Consider the following 19,633-nt stretch of genomic DNA (forward strand, 5'->3'; position numbering starts at 1 on the left):
ACTTTGTATTCGTTGGTATTCGGAGCTTCCCCTAGGAAATGGATTAAAAAGATTGATGATTACAAATTGATGATTACACAAGCATGGTTACAAAAACCTGGCTAATCTGGCTAACCTGGCTAATTGGTTTCCCCATCCTCGGGCTGACCCTCCTGAGGGTGAGTTTCCCGACGAATAGAATCAATCTCATTTTGATAGTCTTCCAGAGAATCAAAATGCCGGTAAACACTAGCAAACCGAAGATAAGCAACCACGTCCAAATCTCTCAAGGGCTGCAGGATGGCCTTGCCTACTTCCTCGGACTTGATCTCAGCCCGACCGCGGGACCTCAGGTTTTCCTCGACCCTTTGGCCAAGCCTGTTCAGATCCTCGTCTGAGATGTTACGACCCCGGCAAGCTCGGCTTACTCCCGAGATGACTTTTTTGCGATCAAATGGCTCAGTGACACCGGATCGTTTGACAATGGACAAAACAACAGCTTCTTGTGTTGTAAACCTCTTATGGCACTTGAGACATTCACGCCGACGACGAATGGAATATCCATCTTCGCTGACTCTGGTATCAAGAACCCGGGTATGTGGATTTTGACAAAATGGGCAATGCATAGCTACATACCATAGTGCATGGTCTACCTATTTTTTACAGTTCTGATTCCTTTCTTTTTGAGCGAAAAGAGGAAAAGTCAGAAAAGCCACCTCAAGGCCACCTTCACAGAGCAGATAAAAGCTCTAACCCCTGCAATAAGTCCGCAATTTAGCCCTGTTTGGGTACAACAATCCTCTGCCCCACCGTCAGAGTAGTAGAGTTCAGATGGTTGAGTTTCATCAAGTAGAAAATATAATCGTTGAGATCTTCACCTTGAGGAGCATTCATCTGTGCATACTTCCACAAGGAATCTCCTGGCCCCACCACATAACTGTAGACCTCCAGAGGGTGCGTATCATCCTGAGCATGATCCTGGGCAGCAGCTGCCCTTCCCAGTCCAAAACCCAATCCAATAATCAAGGAAAGAAAAAGACCGACTAAAGCCCTTCCCAGTCCACTTAGTTTCACATGGCTCTTTCTGCCTTGGTGCGCAACTGCATTCATCATGGTGATCCCACCTCCACAATCATCTATATTCGAACATCTGTTCTTATTATCGCACATGTGTTCGACTATGTCAACACTCTTTTCGAACATCTGTTTGCTTTTACAAAGAATTCACGCTATACTAAAAGTAAAAGCAACAAACCTAAGGATTTGCCATGACTACAGTGCCTTTTTCACCCCAGCACGATCCTCGATCCAATCTTGCCAATCTTGCTGACCGGGCAGCTCAGATGGACATCAGCGTCCGTCAGCTGCAAATTCTTCAAGCTATTGAGGAGTACAGCACTACAAAAGGTTATATCCCATCTTTCAGAGAAATAGCTCAGCTTGTTGGTCTTAAAAGCACCTCATCGGTGAAGCATCAACTGAATGTGCTAGAGAAAAAAGGATTTATCCGTCTGGGAGCCAACAAGGGCAGGGCCATAGAACTCATCACTCACCTTGAGGAAGAGTCCATTACAGATGCTTCTCCCCAGGCGCAGGAAAAAGATCAGGATCATGAAACAGATTCAGGGACCTATGGAAGAGCAGAAATTTATCCATTTCCAACCAGTCAGAGCGAATCCATTGTACAGTCAACCGACGTCCCCCTGGTTGGCCGCATAGCTGCTGGGACCCCTATTACTGCAGAACAGCACATTGACGATGTGATGAGGCTGCCACAAAGACTCACTGGGGATGGCAATCTTTTCATGCTGGAAGTTCACGGTGATTCCATGATCGATGCAGCTATCTGTGACGGGGACTTTGTTGTTGTCCGAGAACAGCATACCGCTGAAAACGGCGATATTGTTGCTGCCCTCTTAGATGACGAAGCTACGGTCAAAACTTTCCGAAAGGATAAAAGCGGTCACTTGTGGCTCATGCCCCACAACCCTGAGTATTCGCCGATCGACGGTACTTATGCCACTATTATGGGAAAAGTAGTTACCGTTCTGCGAAAGATATAAAGATATACCATTTAATAATTTAATAATCCATACCTTAATAATCAGTATTCCCATAAGCTTGAGCCATCAGCTCCTTACGCCAGGACTCAATCGTCACCACCTTATTCAGGATGGCGATCTTCTCCTCCCCCTCAGGTAGCCGGGCCATCCGGTGCTTCAGCCGACCCACAGCCCTCATAGCATCAGCATCAAGCAGTCGGGTTAAAAGTTGCTGAGCAAACTTGATTTCAGCTTCGGTAGGCTGCCGGGTCTGCACTCCACCTGTTGCCTGATTCCCAGCAGCGTCGGCACCAGAGTTGTGGCGGTCAGAGGACCTGTTTTTTGCAGACAAAGGCAGGGGAAGAACGGCAAGCTCATTAATGACAGGTTCCAAAATTGGACCAGAAGCTTTAGTAAGATTATGGATCCACAATCCCTGAGGAGTCTGTTCATCAGGTAATCCTCCGGCAGCCTGTAGACCGGCGAAAAGTGATTTGAAAACAGGAGTCATAAAACAGCGTTCGGATAAGCGCTGGAATAAATCCGCGTTCCCAGCAGAGCTCACAGCAAGAGGCGATTGGATAAGAATTCCAAAAAATTGCTGCTCAGTTATAAAAACAGTATCATCAATCCTGTAATAGTCCTGATTAACGGCATTGTTGTGATCTAACTGTCGGCGGTTTGACGGTCGGGAATAATCAAGGTCCTGGTTTTGAGAACTGTACCGAGGATCCTCCTCTGCCCGCCGGCGCGGAGCGTAAGCGTCAATAGTTGGTATCCGCATCCGGCGACGGGCAGTCTGTACTTCCTGGTGAAGGGTTTTAATATCAACACCAATTTGACCGGCATATTTCCTGGTATATGCATTGACCAAAGAAGCATCGCGTATACGGGCAATAATGGGGGCAACAGCCTTCATTGCTCCCACCTGACCGGTAGTGTATTGGGCATCAAAAGAGCGAATAGCTGCCTGAATCACAAAATCGTACAAAGGCTTACAATCAGCAATTAAACTTCTGACGGCAGCATCCCCATACTGAATTCGTAGATCGCAGGGATCCAAGTTCTCCCTAGCAACAGCAACAAAAGTCTGCGTCAAAAAAGCGCCATCGAGCCCAAAGGCGTGAATTGCAGCCTTTTGCCCGGCAGCATCCCCATCAAAAGTAAAAATGACCTTAGACCCCCTGGTCGGCCCCACCAGCTGAACGGCGCCTAAAGAATCGTCAGAAATAAAGCGGCGTATTATTTTGGCATGCTCCTGTCCAAAAGCCGTGCCGCAAGTGGCCACAGCCACGTCTACCCCAGCCAGATGGCAGGCCATCACATCGGTATATCCCTCCACAATGACGACCTGGCGTTTATCCACAATATGGGGCTTGGCAATGTCAATTCCATACAAAACCTGATTTTTATGGTAGAGGACAGTGTCAGGAGTATTAATGTACTTGGCCGCAATCCGGTCATCGTCATACAGGCGGCGAGCGCCGAAGCCCAGAGTCCGACCGGTAGAATCCCTGATGGGCCAGGTAGCCCGCCCGCGGAAATAGTCGTACACACTCTGATTCTGCCCTTGCCGGGCAACACCTGCATCAATCATTTCCTGTTGGGTATAGCCTAAAGAAGCCAGATGCCGAACCAACGTGTCCCACCCTTGGGGGGCATATCCGCAGCCAAAGCGTTCACAATCCGCCTGAGTAAAATTTCTTCCGGCTAAAAGTTTCCGGGCAGGCAAGGCTTCGTCTGCAGACAGTTGCGAGGCAAAGAATTTTTGGGTTTGCTCACACACTTCCAAAAGCCGGGATCGGGTCGATCCCTGTCTTTTCTTGGAAGAAGAGCCAGAATCCTCATATTTGAGCTCAATGTGGTATTTATCGGCCAGAAGTTCCACAGCCTGAGCAAAATCAACGTTCTCTTTCTGCTCCACATAGGCAAAAACATCGCCGCCCAAACCGCAGCCGAAGCAGTGCCAGCTTCCCAGGGAGGGACGGATATTAAAGCTTCCGGTTTTTTCCTCATGGAAGGGGCAGAGTCCTACAAATGAGCCGGCTCCGCTGGGTTTAAGGGTTACATCAGCACTGACAATATCATACAGGTCAGCTGCTGAGCGGACAGCCTCAACACTTTCCTTGGTAATATAGCCAGGCATGATTGTCCTTTCCCTGTAAACTCATAGTATTTCCTCTCACGATATGAGAGGAACAACATGGGAGTTTTATTCTATCACTGCACCAGGTGAAGGGGCAGGATCAGCTAACAGAGTATGGAATGCATAGCCAAAGCAGATCCGTCTGTCAGACTTGCTACCTGATCAATGGCTACCCTCAGTCTTTCGCCATCAGTGGATGCCCTATACCAGTCTTCAGCGAAGACTGGTTCCATAGCTTCGCTGATTGTGGGCGAATTCTCCATCATAAGCGAAACCAGATCTTTCACAATGGTCAGCTGCTCCTGATGAAAATCCTCGTGCTCTCTGGGCTCCATAACGAAGTAGGCTGAAATTCCCTTGAGGAGGGTGATCTCATACCAAGTATCTGACGGAACAACCACATGAGCGCTGTAGCGGGTCAGATTACCGGAATCAAACTGTTGTCGGGTCGCCTTTTCTGCCGAGCCTGTGAAATGGCCGATTAGGCGGCTGGTCATATTTTTCAAGGTTGCCAGCGATTGCCGGGAACCGGTGAAATACTCGGGAAAAACCTTCTGAGCTCTCAGCCTGTTCAAAGCGTCGAGAAGCAGGTCAGGATCCCACCGCTGGCCATACCAACGCCGGGTAACCTCAATAATCTCATCCACTACACGGGTATCCCTGAGGGCAAGAGGCTTAAAATAACCGGAAACAATTGCGTCTTCCACATCGTGCACACTGTAGGCAATATCATCGGATAAATCCATAATCTGGCATTCCATGGGCTTTACCCAGGCAGGAGCCCCCTGCTTGAGCCAGCGGAAAGCAGGAAGGTCGTCAGGATAGACACAAAACTTGTTTCCCCTGGGGCCATCAGGATGGTGGGCCCCTTCCTCCCGAGTCCAGGGATATTTGGTGGCTGCATCCAGAGCCGCCCGGGTCAGATTAACTCCGGCGCTAGTGCCATTGGGGTGAAATATTTTAGGTTCCAGCCGGGTCAGGAGGCGGAAAGTCTGGGCATTCCCTTCAAATCCACCGATTTCTTGGGCTATGTGGGCTAGAGCCTTTTCTCCGTTGTGACCAAAAGGAGGATGCCCCAGGTCGTGGCAGAGGCAGGCACAGTCAACCAGGTCGGGATCGCAGCCGAACATTTTAGCCATTTGCCGCCCAACCTGGGCTACTTCCAAGGTATGAGTCAGACGGGTTCTGGCAAAATCATCCGTTCCTGCTACCAGAACCTGGGTTTTAGCCCCCAGCCGGCGCAGGGCAGAAGAATGCACAATCCTGGCCCGGTCACGTTCAAATTCGGTTCTGGATCGGGATTTCTCCGGTTCATTGACCCAGCGTTCCTCATCATGATTGCTATAACCCTCATGGCGAAGAGCAGACTCGGCATCATAGTCAGCCTGATCAGAGGCTGAATTCCCAAGATTTCCATGGTTTTCCAGAGCCGTCATAGTTGGAACTTTAGCAGACTCAGCCTATTTCGCACTCACAAGAAGAACAAAACAGCTCAAAGCAAACAAGACTGATCAAGAAGAGCACAGTCCGACGGCGGCAATACATCATGCGCATGCAGGTATAAGCGGGGAATCCGGTTACGCAGACAGGTAAAAATTTCATAGCTGATAGTGCCGGCAGCTCGTGCCCAATCATCAGCTGTCGGCTCCCCAAACTGCTCTCCCCTGCCCGGGCCGAAGAGTTCCACAGTATCACCTTCGCAGACCCCCAAATCAGAGGCGAATCCCTGCAAATCGAGAATGCACTGGTCCATGCAGACTCGTCCGCTGATATGGACAATCTTTGGCCCCTGGGAAGTCATAATGCGAACAGGGGCCCCTGGATGGTCCACCCCCAAGGAACCAGCCCTGTTAAAACCAGAAGCAGACCGATGAATTCCATCAGCATACCCAACCGGCAAATCAGCTGTGCTGGTTGCCTGTGTAGTCATATAGGTTCGCCCATAAGAAATTGAGTGACCAGCAGGGAGATTTTTAACTGTTCCCAGCTGGGCCTGAACAGTCATGGCTGGTTTTAACCCCCAGTCTGATGCAGTTCCCATGGCCGGATCTGGCTCATATCCATACAAGCCAACGCCAGGCCTAACCAGCTCATAATGAATCTGTGGCCGGGTCAAAGTGGCAGCAGTGTTTGCCAGATGGCGAAGAGAAGGATGAAGTCCTGCATTATCCATCCGGTCAACAAAACGGGAGAAACTGGCGATTTGTTCCTCTGTTGCTGCCCGGCATTCAGGGTCGGCAGGATTATCAGCCACAGCAAGATGGCTCCACACCCCCACGACATCCAAAAGATTTTCGTGAACTTTTTCTTTCAGGAGATTCAGAGCTTCTTCAAATTCTTCAGGAGTAAAACCATTGCGTCCAAAACCCGTATCAACCTTAATATGCACACGGGCTTTCTTTCCTGCTGTCCGCGCAGCGGCCGCAACAGCTTCAATCCCCTGCACAGAGCCCAGGGCAATATCAATATCATGACCTATCAGTTTGTCAAAAGGGTCATATTTTCCGTTGTAGAGCCAGGTAAGAATCCGAGCCCGGTCAGGGCCAATCCCCAGCTTCCTCAGTAAAAGAGCTTCCCTGGACTGGGCTGTCCCCAGCCAAGTCGCGCCTCCTGCAAGGGCAGCTAAAGCAGTAGGAATGAGCCCGTGCCCATAAGCATCGGCCTTGACTACGCCCATCACCTGGGCCGGGCCTTGTGCCGGATTTTTTCCAGATTTTGCAGCCTCATCAGCCAGATCGGTCAAATGACGCATATTGTCTCTCAATGCAGCCAGATCTACTATCGCCTGAGCAGGATATTGATATAGGGCGGCCTGATAGTTTTCTCTTGCCTGAGGCGATTCCAAGTCCCCCCACTGAACTGCTGATAGACTCATATTATGGTCCTTTCATGACCAAGCGGCGCCACATATGCACCACTCTATAGGTACTCCTGTTCAGTATATATCCCAGGCCGCTGCTTCCATAAGCCTGCGAGTGTAATCTTCGCGAGGATTCTTCAAAACTTCCCCAGCAGGTCCGTATTCCACTATCTTCCCCTGATGCATAACCATAATATTATCAGCCAGAAGCCGGGCAATCCCCAAATCGTGAAGAACAATGAGCAGGCTCATCCCCCTGGTGCGCAAATCCTGAAAAGCAGATACAATCCGGACTCTTCCGCTCACATCGACAGCACTGAGAGGTTCGTCTGCGACCAACAGTTCAGGATTCGTGACCAGAGCTCTGGCCATGGCAACTCTCTGAGCCTGACCTCCCGACATATCCTGAGGGTATCGTCTGAGAAAAACTTCAGACTCCAGGCCCACCATTTCCAAAGCATGCGAGGATTTCTCCACAAGGATTTTTTTGTCTTTGATTCCGGAAAGGCGCAAGGGTTCAGCAATAATGTCTGCCCCAGCCCACCGGGGGTTCAGGGAAGAGTAAGGATTTTGAAAAACGAGACCCGTTCCTTTCTTCAACAGAGACAAACCGGATCCGCTGACAATATCCTTCCCCTTCCACAGAACTTGACCTGAATCGGGGGCCAGCATACCCAGGCAGATCTGAATCGCAGTCGTTTTCCCTGAACCCGATTCCCCTACCAGGGCTAGAGACCGGCCCTTTTCCAGAGAGAAAGACAGAGAATCAACAGCTCTTACCGGTTCAGGAAAAGAAGGAAAAGTTTTGCTGATCTTCTGGGCTTCCAGAAGAGGCTGCGGCTGCTGCGCCTGCTGTGCCGGCTTTATGTCCTGATTTTCAGAGGCGATAGAGAACAATGGCTGACTGTCGGTCATAGGGCGAGCTCCTTCGCAGATTCAACCAGTTTCCGGGTCATCGGGTGCCGGGAATCTTGTTCATTCTGACCGGTGTCTGAAGAGTGTCCGGACAGCAGATCGGTAATGGTTCCCTGATCGACAAGAGTTCCCTGGTCAATAACATAACACCGCTGGGCAATGCGGGATAGGACGGAAAAATCATGGGTAACAAATAAGAGGGAGGCTCCTGAATTTTCCACCTTGCTCATCAGTAAATCAAGAATACGCTTCTGAGTAATCGTATCAACAGCTGTGGTGGGCTCATCGGCAGCAATAAAACGGGGATTATCCATCATGGCTTCAGCGATAGCAGCCCGCTGGGCCTGCCCGCCGGATAATTCATGAGGGTACCTGTCTGCTAAGGATGGGTTCAAGCCGACTGATTCCAGGGCCTTGGCAGCTAGGTTCTTCTTTTTTCCCTTGGATAAGCCCGATAGCTTCCCCCTGGCCGCAAGGGGGAGGAGGACATTATTTTCAATGGTTGCTACCGGATTCAGAGCCTGAGCAGGGTTCTGAAAGATCATAGCCATATACGGTCCACGAAGTTTCGCACACTGAGAGTCCGGCAGTCCTACCAGCTCTGCCCCATCCACTGTGATTGACCCCTGGACCCTGGCATGAAGAGGGAGCAGTCCTAAAACAGCCTTGATAATCATGGATTTCCCTGACCCTGAGGCACCAATCAGTCCTACTCTTTCTCCGTCTTGCACAGTCATGGACAGGTTGCTGACAACCGCCCTGCTTCCAATATATATTGAAAGATCGCTTATCTGAATAGTCATGATTGAGCCTCCACCGCAGAACGTAACCGGGGGTTAGTGACCGGATCCAGGCATTCTCTCAGCTGATCGCCACAAAGGATAAGTGCTGCTACAGCCAGAGTTGCGCACAAGCCAGACCAGATGACAGTCAGGGGATACACTCCGATCAGTTGGGAGGAGGCTGCCAGGGAATGCCCCCACGAAGGGATATCAGCAGGGAGGCCTATTCCCAAGTAAGTAAGACCAATCTCAGCCAAAACGGCAGTTCCAGCGCATTCAGACAACTGAACGGTCATCATAGGAGCAATGCTGGGCAGAATATGGCGTCGAAAAACTTCCCAATCTCCAGCACCTGCCCATCGGGCAGCCCGAACGTAATCAGATCGGGCAGCCAGTCTGGCCTGGGGGCGGACAATCCTCATGATGGTAAAAGAGTAAGCCAGGGAACAGGCAACAATGACAATAGCTACGGACTTACCCAGAGGAACGGCCACAATCATAGCAATAACAATGGTAGGAACAGCCATGAGTGTATCGATGACCACCACTGACACCTGGCTGACCCAGGAACGGGAGCTGACAGTCAAAGCCGTTCCTGCACACCCTAAAAGAAAAGTCACCGCAGTAACCAGGAGAACTATCAACAGCTCGGTACCGCTTCCTTTGAGCAGCCAGCTGAGAATATCTGCCCCTGCTGCGTCAGTCCCCATAAGATGACTTGCGGACGGGGGTTGTAGGATATGATTCTTTTCCTGTCTCAGTAGAGGATAGGGGGTCCACAGCAGGGAAAGCAAAGCGGCTAAAAGCCAGATGATCAGGATAATGTTGCAGAACCAGCCGCTGGCCGTTGACCACAGGGAGGAAAGGACAGTACGGACAGGGCTCGATCTTGCAGCAGGGCTAAGAGCAGGAGTCTTATCCGCAGGCTGGTTTATAAGCTGGCCCGCAGGCTGGTGCTTTTTTTTCAAACTCATCGCAGCCCCTCCCCTTCAGCAGCTTCCAGAACGAGTCTGGGATCCAGGAGCGAATGCACAATGTCAACAATCAAACCAACCAGGAAGAAGAGAGCGGCCAAAAGCATAATCTCACTCTGAGCTGCCAGGAGATCCCTATTCTGTATATCCCTCATCAGCATTCCTGACAGGCCGGGCAGGGCAAAAAGCTGTTCGACAACCAAAACCCCTGTGACCATACTGGCAAATGTCATCCCAAAGACACTGATCAACTGAGGCAAAATCAAGCGCAGGGCAGTTTTTCGAATAGCCTCTTTTCTGGTCATTCCTGCTGCCATGCTCAAAGCAACATAGTCGGACTCAGCTAATTCCAGCAAACCAGACCGAGTATACCGAAGAATGGAGGCAGCGGTTATAATCCCTACACTGGCTGCCGGCAGGATCAAACTCAGCAAGGCCTGTCCTGGCTGAGCCCAACCCTGGTCAGGAAAACCAGAAACAGGAAACAAACCAATCAGCCCTATCCCCTTCCCCAGAAGCATTATCAGGAGCAGGCCCAGCCATAAGGCCGGAATAGCAGCAGCCACGATAGCCACAATTCTGTATGCATTTTGAACCGCCGGGTGCTGGGATGAAGCAGAAGAAATTCCCAGGGGCAGGCCTAAGGCCAGGGCAATAATCAAGCTGAGAATAATCAGAGGAAAGGTGATCTGCGACCGCTGAGCAATCTGTGACGCCACTGCTTCCCCTGTCAGGGTGGAGGTACCCCAGTTTCCTTGGAATATACCCAGCAACCAGTGCCCATACTGCTGGATATACGGTTGATCTAAGCCCAACCGCTTCCTGGCGGCAGCAACCTCAGCCGGGGTCGAATTAATACCAGCTACCAAGAGGGCCTGATCGCCTGGGAGTACTCTCAACAGAAGAAAAATCAGAATCGATAAGAGCAGGAAAGCGAGAAGGAAAAAAGCAAGCCGACGGATGATGGCTACGGCTCTTCTGCCTCCCAGCCTACCGAATCTTGGCTTACCGAATCCCGATTTATGCAGATGTGGCATAGTGTAATCCTGGCATATCCTTATTGACGAAAAGCTATTGACGAGAAGCTGTCAGATTCCACAAAGGTAGATAGGATTGGTTTAACGTAATCGGAAAACCAGAAACCCCTTTGCGACTAGCTGTTACCACTCGGTAATTGAAAAGCCAGTCAGCAGCAGCATCCTGACTGACAATCTTCGCTGCCTGAGCCAACTTGGAATCCCTTTCTGAATCAGACTTTGAGGCCAGAGCCTGTTTGTAGAGAGTCTGTACGCGAGGATTGTTATAGCCATAGTAATAGTCAGGGTTAGCCCACTGATAAAAATCATGACTTTCATTATGGTCCACCAGGGACAAATCGTATGCGCGTTTCTGGTAAACATCAGTCAGCCACGTGTTGAAGTCAACCCGGTTGACGGTCAGATTAATTCCTATCTGAGATAGCTGTGATTTGAGCTGATCCCCAATCTGAGCAGGATAAATCGTGGCGTATTCCAACGACAGGGTTATTTTCTTATCCTTCCCATAACCGGCTTCCTTCATGAGTTTTCGAGCTTGAGTAAGGTTGTGAGGGTACAAGCCAGTCAGATCTTGATGCCCTGGATCCAGTTTGGTGATAGGCCCTCCCAGAGGGAGATCATAGTTTCCCCGAGATTTAATAATCGCCTCGTGATCAATGGCGTATCTAATTGCCTGCCGGACTTTTTTATTGGTCAGCGGCGCTTTCTTATTATTGAAAGCCAGCACATACTTATCGGTATCATCTCCCACAGAAACAGTAAAACGAGAATCGGCTGAAACCGATGGGGCAAGTTTGTCATCCAGGGGAGCGAGAACATCTACCTGACCGCTTTTGAGCGCATTATAGCCAGCATTGACGTCTGCATAATAACGAATACGGACAGTGCTTGTTTTTGCACGCCTACTGCCCCAATATTTTTTGTTGGCTTTCAAGGTTACCGAGGTTCCTGGTCTGTAGGAGGAAACCAGGTAAGGCCCGGATCCCACAGCCTGAATCTTTGGCTGGTAGGAAGCATCTTTATCGAAGACCAGGCCTGCGCGGCCAGAAAGGTTCCACAACAGTAAGGAGTATGGAGCTTTGAGTTTGATAACCACAGTTTGAGGGTTCGGTGCAGAAACAGACTGGTAATTAGATAGAAGAGAATATCCCTGATATTTCCCTTTCATCATGCTTCTGATAGACCAGACCACGTCGGAAGAGTCCAGGACGTGCCCATTAGAAAACTTCATTTTCTTATTCAGATGGAAGGTATAGGTTTTCCCATCCTGTGATATTGTCCACGATCGGGCCAGGCCGGGTTGAATTTTATTCGCAGAAGTACGGGAAACCAGGCCTTCATACACATTGCCAATGAGAAGCTGATCCAAACTACTGCCCGACTGGGTTCGTATATCCAAATTCGTGGGGGCCAGTTGGAGGCCGATGGTAACGCTATCCGCTTTTCCCTGTTCCTGACCTGTCTGCCCCGATCTTTGGCGGCTCCAGACCAGAAACGCACCGATGACAGCCAGAACAAGAACAATAATGATGACGGGGATCCACCATTTTTTCTTTTTCCCTGCCCCTGAGTTTTCTGATAGGAGTTCCTGGACACTTGTTGTTTTTGATTCTGTTTCCTGCCCATTGGTAGAAGGCATAACTCATCTCCTGATGAACGTGACTGGTCACCGCCTGGCCTCTGCCGGGTCGCTGCCTGTCGTGATTCACATATAGAAACATTCTACCCTTCTAGCCTGACTAATTTTTATTCTCCCCTCCACATCGCAGAACTCCCTCCACATCGCAGAAACCGGCGACCAGCCCTAGGCTGATCACCGGTAGAATAAAAATCCAGTAAACGATTCCAGTAAAGAATCACTTATGCCTACTAATATGCATATTGATATGCATACTGACCGCGATTCCCGTATTAATTATCAAAGGTTCGGGAAGCAATCAAAGTTCCATGTTCCGCATAAACATCAACCCTCACTTTGACACCGTCAACGCCAACCTGATCCTTGCATTCCTGAATAATTTGGGACATGGAGCTATGCATAGCTTCAAACATGGTGTCAGTACGCCCACTCATAGCCTTTTTCAAATCAGCATCCGTATAGCCTTGGTTCTTCAGCTTGAGGGTATAAATAATGGTCTTGCCCTTATGAGTAACAGCAACCGATCCTACGGAGCTCTTGGAAGAATTAAACTTGGCCACTTCTTGTTTGACCTGCTTAGAGTTAACTACCATATCGATCTTCTGATCATCAGACTTAAACCAGAGACTGGGACTGGTGCAAGCTGAAAGGCTGAAAAAAGCTGCAAACGCCATAATCAAGGCCAGGATAGTTCGGGTCAGTCTCGACGTCGGGGTCTTGGAAGAAGTGGCAGTTTTTACGGTGGAAGAAATCATATGATTTGAACCTTTCTATGATCTTCTGTATTTACATTCAGTCTCATTTGTGCATCTTTACTTGTAAAAAATTACATAAGCAACAAATGCTACAGTTATATTATACAAGGCAGAGGCAACAAGGAGGTCTGCATGCTGGACGTGAGACGAGTTTTATCCAGTGCTCCCCGTAAGCACGATCGTGGTATTATGGCCGATTTAACTACTCCCTGGCCTATAGAAACCGATTCTTATCCCCGACCTCAGATGATCCGAAAAGAGTGGATATGCCTCAACGGATGGTGGACTTATTATATACAGAAAACCAATAAGCCCTACCTACGACAGAAAAATTCTATTCCCCCACTTCCGGAGGCTAAACGGTTCTGCCATCGCATCCGAGTTCCCTTCAGCCCGGAGGCCCCGGCTTCTGAGGCTCATCATCTCCTTAAGCCTGATGAAATACTCTGGTACCAGAGGCAGCTGCCTGACTGTGACCTGTCGGGAGGGAAACGCTGCATCCTTCATTTTCAGGCAGTTGATTATTCTTGCGCCTGTTGGGTAGGAACCAAACTTGTTGCACAGCACCGAGGAGGTTACACGGCCTTCAGCTGCGACATCACCGAAGCTCTTTCCCTCGCAGCTGCCAGTAAGACAACCAAGAAAAGCAAACCCCTAACCCTCACCCTGGCTGTCGTTGATCCCAGCGATCAGGGGCATCAACTCAGGGGTAAGCAAAGGCTCAATCCCAGCGATATTTGGTATAGTGCACAAAGCGGAATCTGGCAGACTGTCTGGCTGGAAATTGTACCCCCTGCATACATTCGATCTTTAAAAATTCTTCCCAACCCCGATGAAAGAAAACTGACTGTAAGAGCAGCAATCATCAACACGAAACCAAATAAAAATGCGCATAATCATGTGCATAATCATACTTCTTTGTCTTTGTCACTAGTTCTATTGACCGCTCAGGATCAGCCACTTGCTAGAAAAACCCTGTCTCTCAACCCACAGGCAGCCACAATTCCCGCTAATCTTGAGCTTAATCTCCCCCATCCACACCCCCGCTTGTGGTCTCCCGATGATCCCTACTGCTATCACCTGGAAATCACCTTAGATTCAGTCTCTTACCAGAGAATCAGCCAAGCAGAGGCACCATCTCAGCCAGAAGACCCAGCAAAACAAGAGCAGAAAAGCCCGTTTCACTACACAGATTCCGTATCGAGTTACTGTGCCTTCCGGACAATCAGCCTGAATAAAGATTCACAGGGGCAGGTCCGTTTTTGTCTTAATCATAAGCCATATTTTCTCAAAGGTCTTCTGGATCAAGGGTATTGGCCCGAGAGCCTGATGACGGCCCCCAGTGACCAGGCTCTCATACATGATATTCAAACTGCAAAAGATATGGGATTTAATATGCTCCGCAAGCATATTAAAGTGGAATGCGACCGCTGGTATTATCTGTGCGACACTATGGGAATCTTAGTATGGCAGGATATGGTCAGTGGCGGAGACAGCCCCTATAATGTCTGGACCAGCAGCCGAATTCCTACCTTCTTCCAATTTTCCTGGAATCATCTTCCTGACAACAATCCCCGCTTGTATGCAGCTTTAGGGGCAAGAAACCGCGATTTTCGCCGGGAATGGACCGAAACCTGTCAGACAGTTGTCAGGAGCCTGTCCAACCACCCCTGCATTGTGACCTGGGGGCTCTTCAACGAAGCCTGGGGTCAGTTTGAGGCCAGAAAAGCCACAGCGATGGTTGGCAGACTGGACCCAACCCGGCTGATTGATGCCACCAGCGGCTGGTATGACCAGGACTGCGGAGATTTTATCAGTGTACATAATTATTTTCGCCCCCTGACCGTTCCCAGATTCGGCAGGAAGCGGGCGTCTCTTATCTCTGAATGCGGCGGGCTGACATACCCTGTTCCCGGTCACAGCAGTTTTCATCAATCCTACGGCTATGCCTCCTACCAGTCTGGAGCAACCTACAGGACAGCTGTCAAACAGTTCCTCAACACGATTCAATCCTTAGAGAGTCAAGGGCTTTCCGGCTATATTTATACCCAGCTATCTGATATAGAAGAAGAAACTAACGGATTGATGACTTACGACCGCAGGGTCAATAAACTTCTGGGATAAATCACAGTCACCTGTAAAACCAGTAAAAGGATGGTGCGATAGAACGGTGAGCAGAAAAACAGACAGTAAACAAACATATCCGGGTAAGAAATACCTAACCATTGCCCTGGTCATCGATTCTTTGAGCAACTTAAGCAACGGAACAGCTAATTCAGCAAACCAGCTTGCTGCCGAATTAACCCGGTTGGGCCATCAGGTCCGGTTGGTGGGGGTTCAGGCCCCAGAGCCTTCCTACAGAGCAGAAGAACTCCACCTGCCTGTTGCCACAGCCTTAGCCCATCAGCAGCAGGAGTGTCTGGCAAAACCCAATAAAGCCCTCTTCTATCGCGCCTTCGCAGGAGCAGATATTGTTCATATTTACGAGCCTTTCATTTTTGGGAGGGCTGCGAGGGATTATGCCTGGTCCCACTCTCTTCCAGTTACCGCCGGCTTCCACATCCAACCTGAAAACATTACATACGCTCTGGGGCCTCTTCGCCATTTACCCGGCCTGGAAAACCTGACCTATGGAATAATGAACCGGTATTTTTATCGGGGCATCAGGTATCTTCATGTTCCTTCTCAGGCAGAAGCCCGTCTCTTGCACAGACACGGGTATTGCAACCAGTTTCATATTATTTCCAATGGCTATCAGGAGATTTTTCATCCTGCATCTGCCGAGTCTTCGGCTAATGACTCCTTTCCTGATAACTCACCTGCCGGTGGGCCACTCCACCGGGGCTCACCCACCTTCCTGATTGCCGCAGCTGGCCGCCTGTCAGCAGAAAAAGACCATGCTACCCTGCTGAAGGCTGTGTCTCTCTGCCGTCACCGGCGAGACATGGCAGTCGTCATAGCTGGTGATGGACCCCTGCGCAGACGTCTAACCCGGATGGCCGCTGATATTCCTGATTGCCCCATCTCTTTCAACTTTTACCCTCATGAAAGCATGCCGCGTTTTTACCAGCAGGCAGACCTGCTGGTTCATCCTTCCATCGCTGATATTGAGGGAGTCAGCGTCCTCGAAGCCATGGCCTGCGGACTGGTCCCTGTCATTGCTTCCTCTCCCCTGAGCGCAGCTGGAAGTTTTGCTCTCACCTCCAGGTCGCTCTTCCCAGCGGGAAATGCTCACATACTCGCCGATCAATTGGATTGGTGGTTTGAGCATCCCCACATGCTGAACCTGTGGGGCAAAAGATATGCAGCAGCCGCAGCAGAGCGCTACTCCCTGAAAGAATGCACCGCAAAGTTCCTGTCCATGGAAAGGGAAGCAATGGCAGATTTCAACCTGACTCACAGTTCTTCTGGTTTCCCCCGCTAGCCCGGCTTGCTCGACCATTCCGACATACCCCGGCGCGGCGTCCACTAAGTCGTGTATAGTTTTCATCTGTTGCACGGGTATGGAACCCTTGCATATGGTGGCTGTAGCTCAGTTGGTAGAGCACCTGATTGTGGTTCAGGAGGTCGCGCGTTCGAGCCGCGTCAGCCACCCCCTTCTTCTTGACTTAATATCTTAATATAGTAACTTCAGATGGAGGGACGGCTGTCCTTATGCTTATGGATATTGTGACCGCAGGCCTTATAGGACTACTTGAGGGCAGTTTTTTTGGGGTAATTCTTGCCTTTGCTTTTCACGATAAAATTCTGTTCTTCGTTTTCCTTGTTGGCCTGGCAATACAACGAATGCTCTCCTGCCTGCTTGATAATGTGTTCAATCAACACTCTCAGGAAAATTCCACCAGCAAATATATTAACAGACCTATTCCCAGCATAGTTATCCAGTGGGCTCTTTATGGACTGCTTATGAGCGTTATAGATATAACACAATCACACTCCAACGCATATTGGAGAATACCTCTGGAGATAGCTATCTCAGCCTGTATAGGTCTTCTTATTGGTTTTTGGGAAAATAGAAAATCCGCATAAATATGCTATGTTATGCTATGTTCTATTTTAATTGTTTAATTGTCACAGAGGATCCCCTCCAGCTCTAAAAGGGCAACCTTCTTGTCAAGTCCGCCTGCGTATCCGGTCAGACTGCCATCAGATCCAATTACCCGATGGCAGGGAACAATCAGAGAAATCGGATTATGACCGACTGCTCCTCCAACGGCTCGTGCTGATTGTTTCTTACCTCCCTCCTGACGAGAAAGCTCTGCTGCAATATGCCCATAAGTCATGGTCTGTCCGTAAGGGATTGTTGTCAAAATCTTCCATACAGACTGTCGAAAAGCAGTCCCTTCAGCCTTGGTAGGAGGAACAAAACCAGGATCGCGACCAGAAAAATACAGATCAAGCCAGTGTTTCACCGAAGAAATAGTCCGCGAAGCAGGAGCCGTACTGTCTCCTCCAGTTTCATTTCCCAGCTGGGGAGGATAATGCCTTTGCCCGTCAAACCACAAGCCGGTCAGATATTCTCCTTCAACCGTTCCGGTCATCCTGCCCAGGGGAGAATCATAGTGAAAAATAGAAAGGCCTGCACAGTTATTATTCATGATAGTCTCCTCACTTATGCATTCCTAGTGCATATGCTCTTCTTTAAGACTACACTCCCAGTATCAATTGCATATCAATTGCATATCAATTGTACTGTTGCTGCCCATGATAGCACCTGGGCAGGCCCCTCTCGGATTTAACTTCCAGATCGGTGTATATGTGGAAAGGCAGGTGAGACAGCTGTCCTACAGCTCCCTAGAAACGACTGCCGCCCGGTCTGCAAATTTATGCATATCCACTTCACCCATAGATTTGGCGGTGATCAGACCAGTCAAAATGCTGTCATTCACATTCAAAGCAGTCCGAGCCATATCCACAATAGGATCAATAGCAATGAGGACGCCCAGAATGCCCACAGGCAGGTTCAGGGTTCCCAAAACCATAAGAGTGGTAAAGGTGGCACCGCCTCCCACTCCGGCTACCCCAAAGGAAGAGATGGTCACCACGGCAATCAGAGACAGAATGAACTGCGGCGAGAACACATTGATTCCTACGGTGGGGGCAATGATAGCTGCCACCATGGCCGGATAAAGTCCGGCGCAGCCGTTCTGTCCAATAGTCAGCCCCAGGCTGGCTGCAAAGTTAGCAACAGTAGAGCTGATACCCATGGATTCGTTCTGGATACGGACGTTCAGAGGCAGGGTCCCGGCGCTGCTCCTCGAGGTGAAGGCGAAAATCAAAGCAGGCCAGGCCTTCTTATAGTAAGTGACTGGATTAATTCGGGCGATAAGCAGAATGATGGTATGGATCAGGAACATAACCAAAACTCCGGCATAAGCAGCTACAATAAAGACGGCCAGTTTAGCCATGTCAGCAAAACTATCGGTTGCAGCAGCCTTGGTAATTAAAGCAAAAATGCCATAAGGAGTCAGGGCCAGAATCATCTTGACCAACCGGTTGACAATCCTGTCCAGCGCCTCAATCCCGCGGGCGAAGGTTGCAGCTTCCTGTGGGAACTGTTGTTTGACCCTGAGGAAGGCCACTCCTATCAGGAGGGAGAAAATAACTACAGCAATAGTGCTGCTTGCCCGTGAACCAGCGAAATCTGCAAAAATATTATTCGGCAAAAAACTGACAATCTGTTGGGGCAAAGTCAAACCCTTTAAATCAGCCTGATGCTCTTTAATGGAATCCAAGGCAGTGGAAGAAGCTGCCGCCCCCGACAAAAACTTAGCTCCGTTCAGACGGAAAATGAGAACGGACGCAATTCCAACCAGTGCTGCAATCGCAGTTGTTCCCAGCAAAAGTCCCACAGTGGTAGCAGCCATTCGACGCAAATTTTCTGCTACTTTCAATTTGGTGAAGGCTCCCACGAGGGAAACAAAAATCAGCGGAATAATCACCATTTGTAGAAGTGAAATATATCCATTTCCAACAATATTAATCCAGTCTATAGCATCGGTCAGGATTTCGCTTTTGGTTCCATATAGCAGTTGAAGGGTTACTCCAAAGATGATACCCACTACCAGGCTCAAAAAGACCAGCCTGGTGAAGCCAACATGCTTATGGTGGAGAAAGATAAGGGCAGCCAGGATAGCCGCCGCTACAAGAACAATTATAAATACTTGCATGAATGAGTTCCTTCTATTCGTAAAATTTTATTCGTATAGATTTATTCGTATACTTGTGAGTTTTATCGATGGCACTCTTGATAAAGACAGTAATTATGATAATTGTGTTTGCTATTTGTTAATTATGCATTGTCACATATGCATTGCAGTGCTACCATTATCAGATTTATACCGATCCTGTCTGATTGATATCGCCTGAGCGTACTTGCCTGCACCCAATTAGTCGCCTGCATTGTTACATCAATGTCACAGTAATGCCTGTAACAAATCATGTACTTGCTGTTATCTCTTGCGGAGTCCACCTTGAGAGTCCGTCTCTAGTGAAAACTGCTGG

The 19,633-nt window shown here is 49.3% G+C and carries 17 protein-coding genes and 1 tRNA gene; 5 read left to right on the forward strand and 13 right to left on the reverse strand.

Translation table 11 applies throughout. The features are described 5' to 3' along the window. Positions 1–119: 119 nt before the first annotated feature. Both nrdR and SCIP_RS04550 read right to left on the reverse strand, forming a co-directional pair. Positions 120–605, reverse strand: coding sequence for a transcriptional regulator NrdR (gene nrdR / locus SCIP_RS04545; RefSeq protein ID WP_006293360.1), 486 nt, complete (start codon positions 603–605; stop codon positions 120–122). Positions 606–753: 148 nt separating this feature from the next. Continuing rightward, a complete protein-coding gene (locus tag SCIP_RS04550) occupies positions 754–1,092 on the reverse strand; it encodes a LysM peptidoglycan-binding domain-containing protein (RefSeq protein ID WP_050752376.1) in 339 nt (112 codons plus the stop codon). Between the two features lie 155 nt (positions 1,093–1,247). Between SCIP_RS04550 and lexA the strand changes: the two genes are divergently transcribed. Then, positions 1,248–2,042 (forward strand): transcriptional repressor LexA, encoded by a 795-nt coding sequence (gene lexA / locus SCIP_RS04555; RefSeq protein WP_006293363.1) that lies wholly within the window; start codon positions 1,248–1,250, stop codon positions 2,040–2,042. Between the two features lie 34 nt (positions 2,043–2,076). Here lexA and dnaG read toward each other — a convergent pair whose 3' ends face one another. From dnaG to SCIP_RS04600, 9 genes are all read right to left on the reverse strand, one after another. After that, a complete protein-coding gene (gene dnaG, locus SCIP_RS04560) occupies positions 2,077–4,167 on the reverse strand; it encodes a DNA primase (RefSeq protein ID WP_006293364.1) in 2,091 nt (696 codons plus the stop codon). A 104-nt stretch (positions 4,168–4,271) separates the two neighbouring features. Further along, positions 4,272–5,603, reverse strand: a complete 1,332-nt coding sequence (locus tag SCIP_RS04565; RefSeq protein WP_006293365.1) for a deoxyguanosinetriphosphate triphosphohydrolase — start codon at positions 5,601–5,603, stop codon at positions 4,272–4,274. Positions 5,604–5,659: 56 nt separating this feature from the next. After that, the gene (gene alr / locus SCIP_RS04570) at positions 5,660–7,042 is read right to left on the reverse strand and encodes an alanine racemase (RefSeq protein WP_006293366.1); all 1,383 of its coding nucleotides are present in this window, start codon (positions 7,040–7,042) and stop codon (positions 5,660–5,662) included. Positions 7,043–7,102: 60 nt separating this feature from the next. Further along, positions 7,103–7,942: an ABC transporter ATP-binding protein gene (locus SCIP_RS04575; protein WP_006293367.1), complete on the reverse strand. Its 840-nt coding sequence runs from the start codon at positions 7,940–7,942 to the stop codon at positions 7,103–7,105. After that, a complete protein-coding gene (locus tag SCIP_RS04580; protein ID WP_006293368.1) occupies positions 7,939–8,745 on the reverse strand; it encodes an ATP-binding cassette domain-containing protein in 807 nt (268 codons plus the stop codon). Before SCIP_RS04580 ends, SCIP_RS04575 begins: the two co-directional genes overlap by 4 nt. Further along, on the reverse strand, positions 8,742–9,698 hold the full coding sequence (locus SCIP_RS04585) for an ABC transporter permease (RefSeq protein ID WP_006293369.1): 957 nt from the start codon (positions 9,696–9,698) through the stop codon (positions 8,742–8,744). The genes SCIP_RS04580 and SCIP_RS04585 overlap by 4 nt, the downstream gene beginning before the upstream one ends. Further along, positions 9,695–10,735 carry an ABC transporter permease gene (locus SCIP_RS04590; protein WP_006293370.1) on the reverse strand — a complete coding sequence of 347 codons (1,041 nt, stop codon included), beginning with the start codon at positions 10,733–10,735 and terminating at the stop codon, positions 9,695–9,697. Before SCIP_RS04590 ends, SCIP_RS04585 begins: the two co-directional genes overlap by 4 nt. Before the next feature lie 34 nt (positions 10,736–10,769). Then, positions 10,770–12,374, reverse strand: coding sequence for an ABC transporter substrate-binding protein (locus SCIP_RS04595; protein WP_006293371.1), 1,605 nt, complete (start codon positions 12,372–12,374; stop codon positions 10,770–10,772). 272 nt (positions 12,375–12,646) lie between these two features. Continuing rightward, positions 12,647–13,129 carry a DUF4854 domain-containing protein gene (locus tag SCIP_RS04600; RefSeq protein WP_006293372.1) on the reverse strand — a complete coding sequence of 161 codons (483 nt, stop codon included), beginning with the start codon at positions 13,127–13,129 and terminating at the stop codon, positions 12,647–12,649. Between the two features lie 132 nt (positions 13,130–13,261). Between SCIP_RS04600 and SCIP_RS04605 the strand changes: the two genes are divergently transcribed. The 4 genes from SCIP_RS04605 to SCIP_RS04620 all read left to right on the forward strand — a co-directional run bounded on the left by SCIP_RS04605 (position 13,262) and on the right by SCIP_RS04620 (position 17,158). Beyond that, positions 13,262–15,253: a glycoside hydrolase family 2 protein gene (locus tag SCIP_RS04605; protein ID WP_006293373.1), complete on the forward strand. Its 1,992-nt coding sequence runs from the start codon at positions 13,262–13,264 to the stop codon at positions 15,251–15,253. A gap of 46 nt (positions 15,254–15,299) precedes the next feature. After that, positions 15,300–16,553: a glycosyltransferase gene (locus SCIP_RS04610; protein ID WP_006293374.1), complete on the forward strand. Its 1,254-nt coding sequence runs from the start codon at positions 15,300–15,302 to the stop codon at positions 16,551–16,553. A 97-nt stretch (positions 16,554–16,650) separates the two neighbouring features. Beyond that, positions 16,651–16,723: transfer RNA gene (locus tag SCIP_RS04615), tRNA-His, on the forward strand. A gap of 60 nt (positions 16,724–16,783) precedes the next feature. Beyond that, entirely contained in the window at positions 16,784–17,158 is a 375-nt protein-coding gene (locus SCIP_RS04620; RefSeq protein WP_040590676.1) for a hypothetical protein, read from the forward strand. Between the two features lie 35 nt (positions 17,159–17,193). Here SCIP_RS04620 and SCIP_RS08405 read toward each other — a convergent pair whose 3' ends face one another. Together SCIP_RS08405 and SCIP_RS04630 are read right to left on the reverse strand one after the other, a co-directional pair. Then, complete coding sequence (locus tag SCIP_RS08405) at positions 17,194–17,727, reverse strand: methylated-DNA--[protein]-cysteine S-methyltransferase (protein ID WP_006293375.1); 534 nt, start codon at positions 17,725–17,727, stop codon at positions 17,194–17,196. Between the two features lie 186 nt (positions 17,728–17,913). After that, positions 17,914–19,299, reverse strand: coding sequence for an L-cystine transporter (locus tag SCIP_RS04630; RefSeq protein ID WP_006293376.1), 1,386 nt, complete (start codon positions 19,297–19,299; stop codon positions 17,914–17,916). Positions 19,300–19,633: the final 334 nt, after the last annotated feature.

The sequence above is a fragment of the Scardovia inopinata JCM 12537 genome, assembly GCF_001042695.1.
Classification (GTDB): Bacteria; Actinomycetota; Actinomycetes; order Actinomycetales; family Bifidobacteriaceae; genus Scardovia; species Scardovia inopinata.

Coding starts and splice junctions, on each gene's coding strand:
- nrdR (WP_006293360.1), bottom strand. CDS start 605: ATGCATTGCCCATTTTGTCAAAATCCACATACCCGGGTTCTTGATACC.
- SCIP_RS04550 (WP_050752376.1), bottom strand. CDS start 1,092: ATGATGAATGCAGTTGCGCACCAAGGCAGAAAGAGCCATGTGAAACTA.
- lexA (WP_006293363.1), top strand. CDS start 1,248: ATGACTACAGTGCCTTTTTCACCCCAGCACGATCCTCGATCCAATCTT.
- dnaG (WP_006293364.1), bottom strand. CDS start 4,167: ATGCCTGGCTATATTACCAAGGAAAGTGTTGAGGCTGTCCGCTCAGCA.
- SCIP_RS04565 (WP_006293365.1), bottom strand. CDS start 5,603: ATGACGGCTCTGGAAAACCATGGAAATCTTGGGAATTCAGCCTCTGAT.
- alr (WP_006293366.1), bottom strand. CDS start 7,042: ATGAGTCTATCAGCAGTTCAGTGGGGGGACTTGGAATCGCCTCAGGCA.
- SCIP_RS04575 (WP_006293367.1), bottom strand. CDS start 7,942: ATGACCGACAGTCAGCCATTGTTCTCTATCGCCTCTGAAAATCAGGAC.
- SCIP_RS04580 (WP_006293368.1), bottom strand. CDS start 8,745: ATGACTATTCAGATAAGCGATCTTTCAATATATATTGGAAGCAGGGCG.
- SCIP_RS04585 (WP_006293369.1), bottom strand. CDS start 9,698: ATGAGTTTGAAAAAAAAGCACCAGCCTGCGGGCCAGCTTATAAACCAG.
- SCIP_RS04590 (WP_006293370.1), bottom strand. CDS start 10,735: ATGCCACATCTGCATAAATCGGGATTCGGTAAGCCAAGATTCGGTAGG.
- SCIP_RS04595 (WP_006293371.1), bottom strand. CDS start 12,374: ATGCCTTCTACCAATGGGCAGGAAACAGAATCAAAAACAACAAGTGTC.
- SCIP_RS04600 (WP_006293372.1), bottom strand. CDS start 13,129: ATGATTTCTTCCACCGTAAAAACTGCCACTTCTTCCAAGACCCCGACG.
- SCIP_RS04605 (WP_006293373.1), top strand. CDS start 13,262: ATGCTGGACGTGAGACGAGTTTTATCCAGTGCTCCCCGTAAGCACGAT.
- SCIP_RS04620 (WP_040590676.1), top strand. CDS start 16,784: ATGCTTATGGATATTGTGACCGCAGGCCTTATAGGACTACTTGAGGGC.
- SCIP_RS08405 (WP_006293375.1), bottom strand. CDS start 17,727: ATGAATAATAACTGTGCAGGCCTTTCTATTTTTCACTATGATTCTCCC.
- SCIP_RS04630 (WP_006293376.1), bottom strand. CDS start 19,299: ATGCAAGTATTTATAATTGTTCTTGTAGCGGCGGCTATCCTGGCTGCC.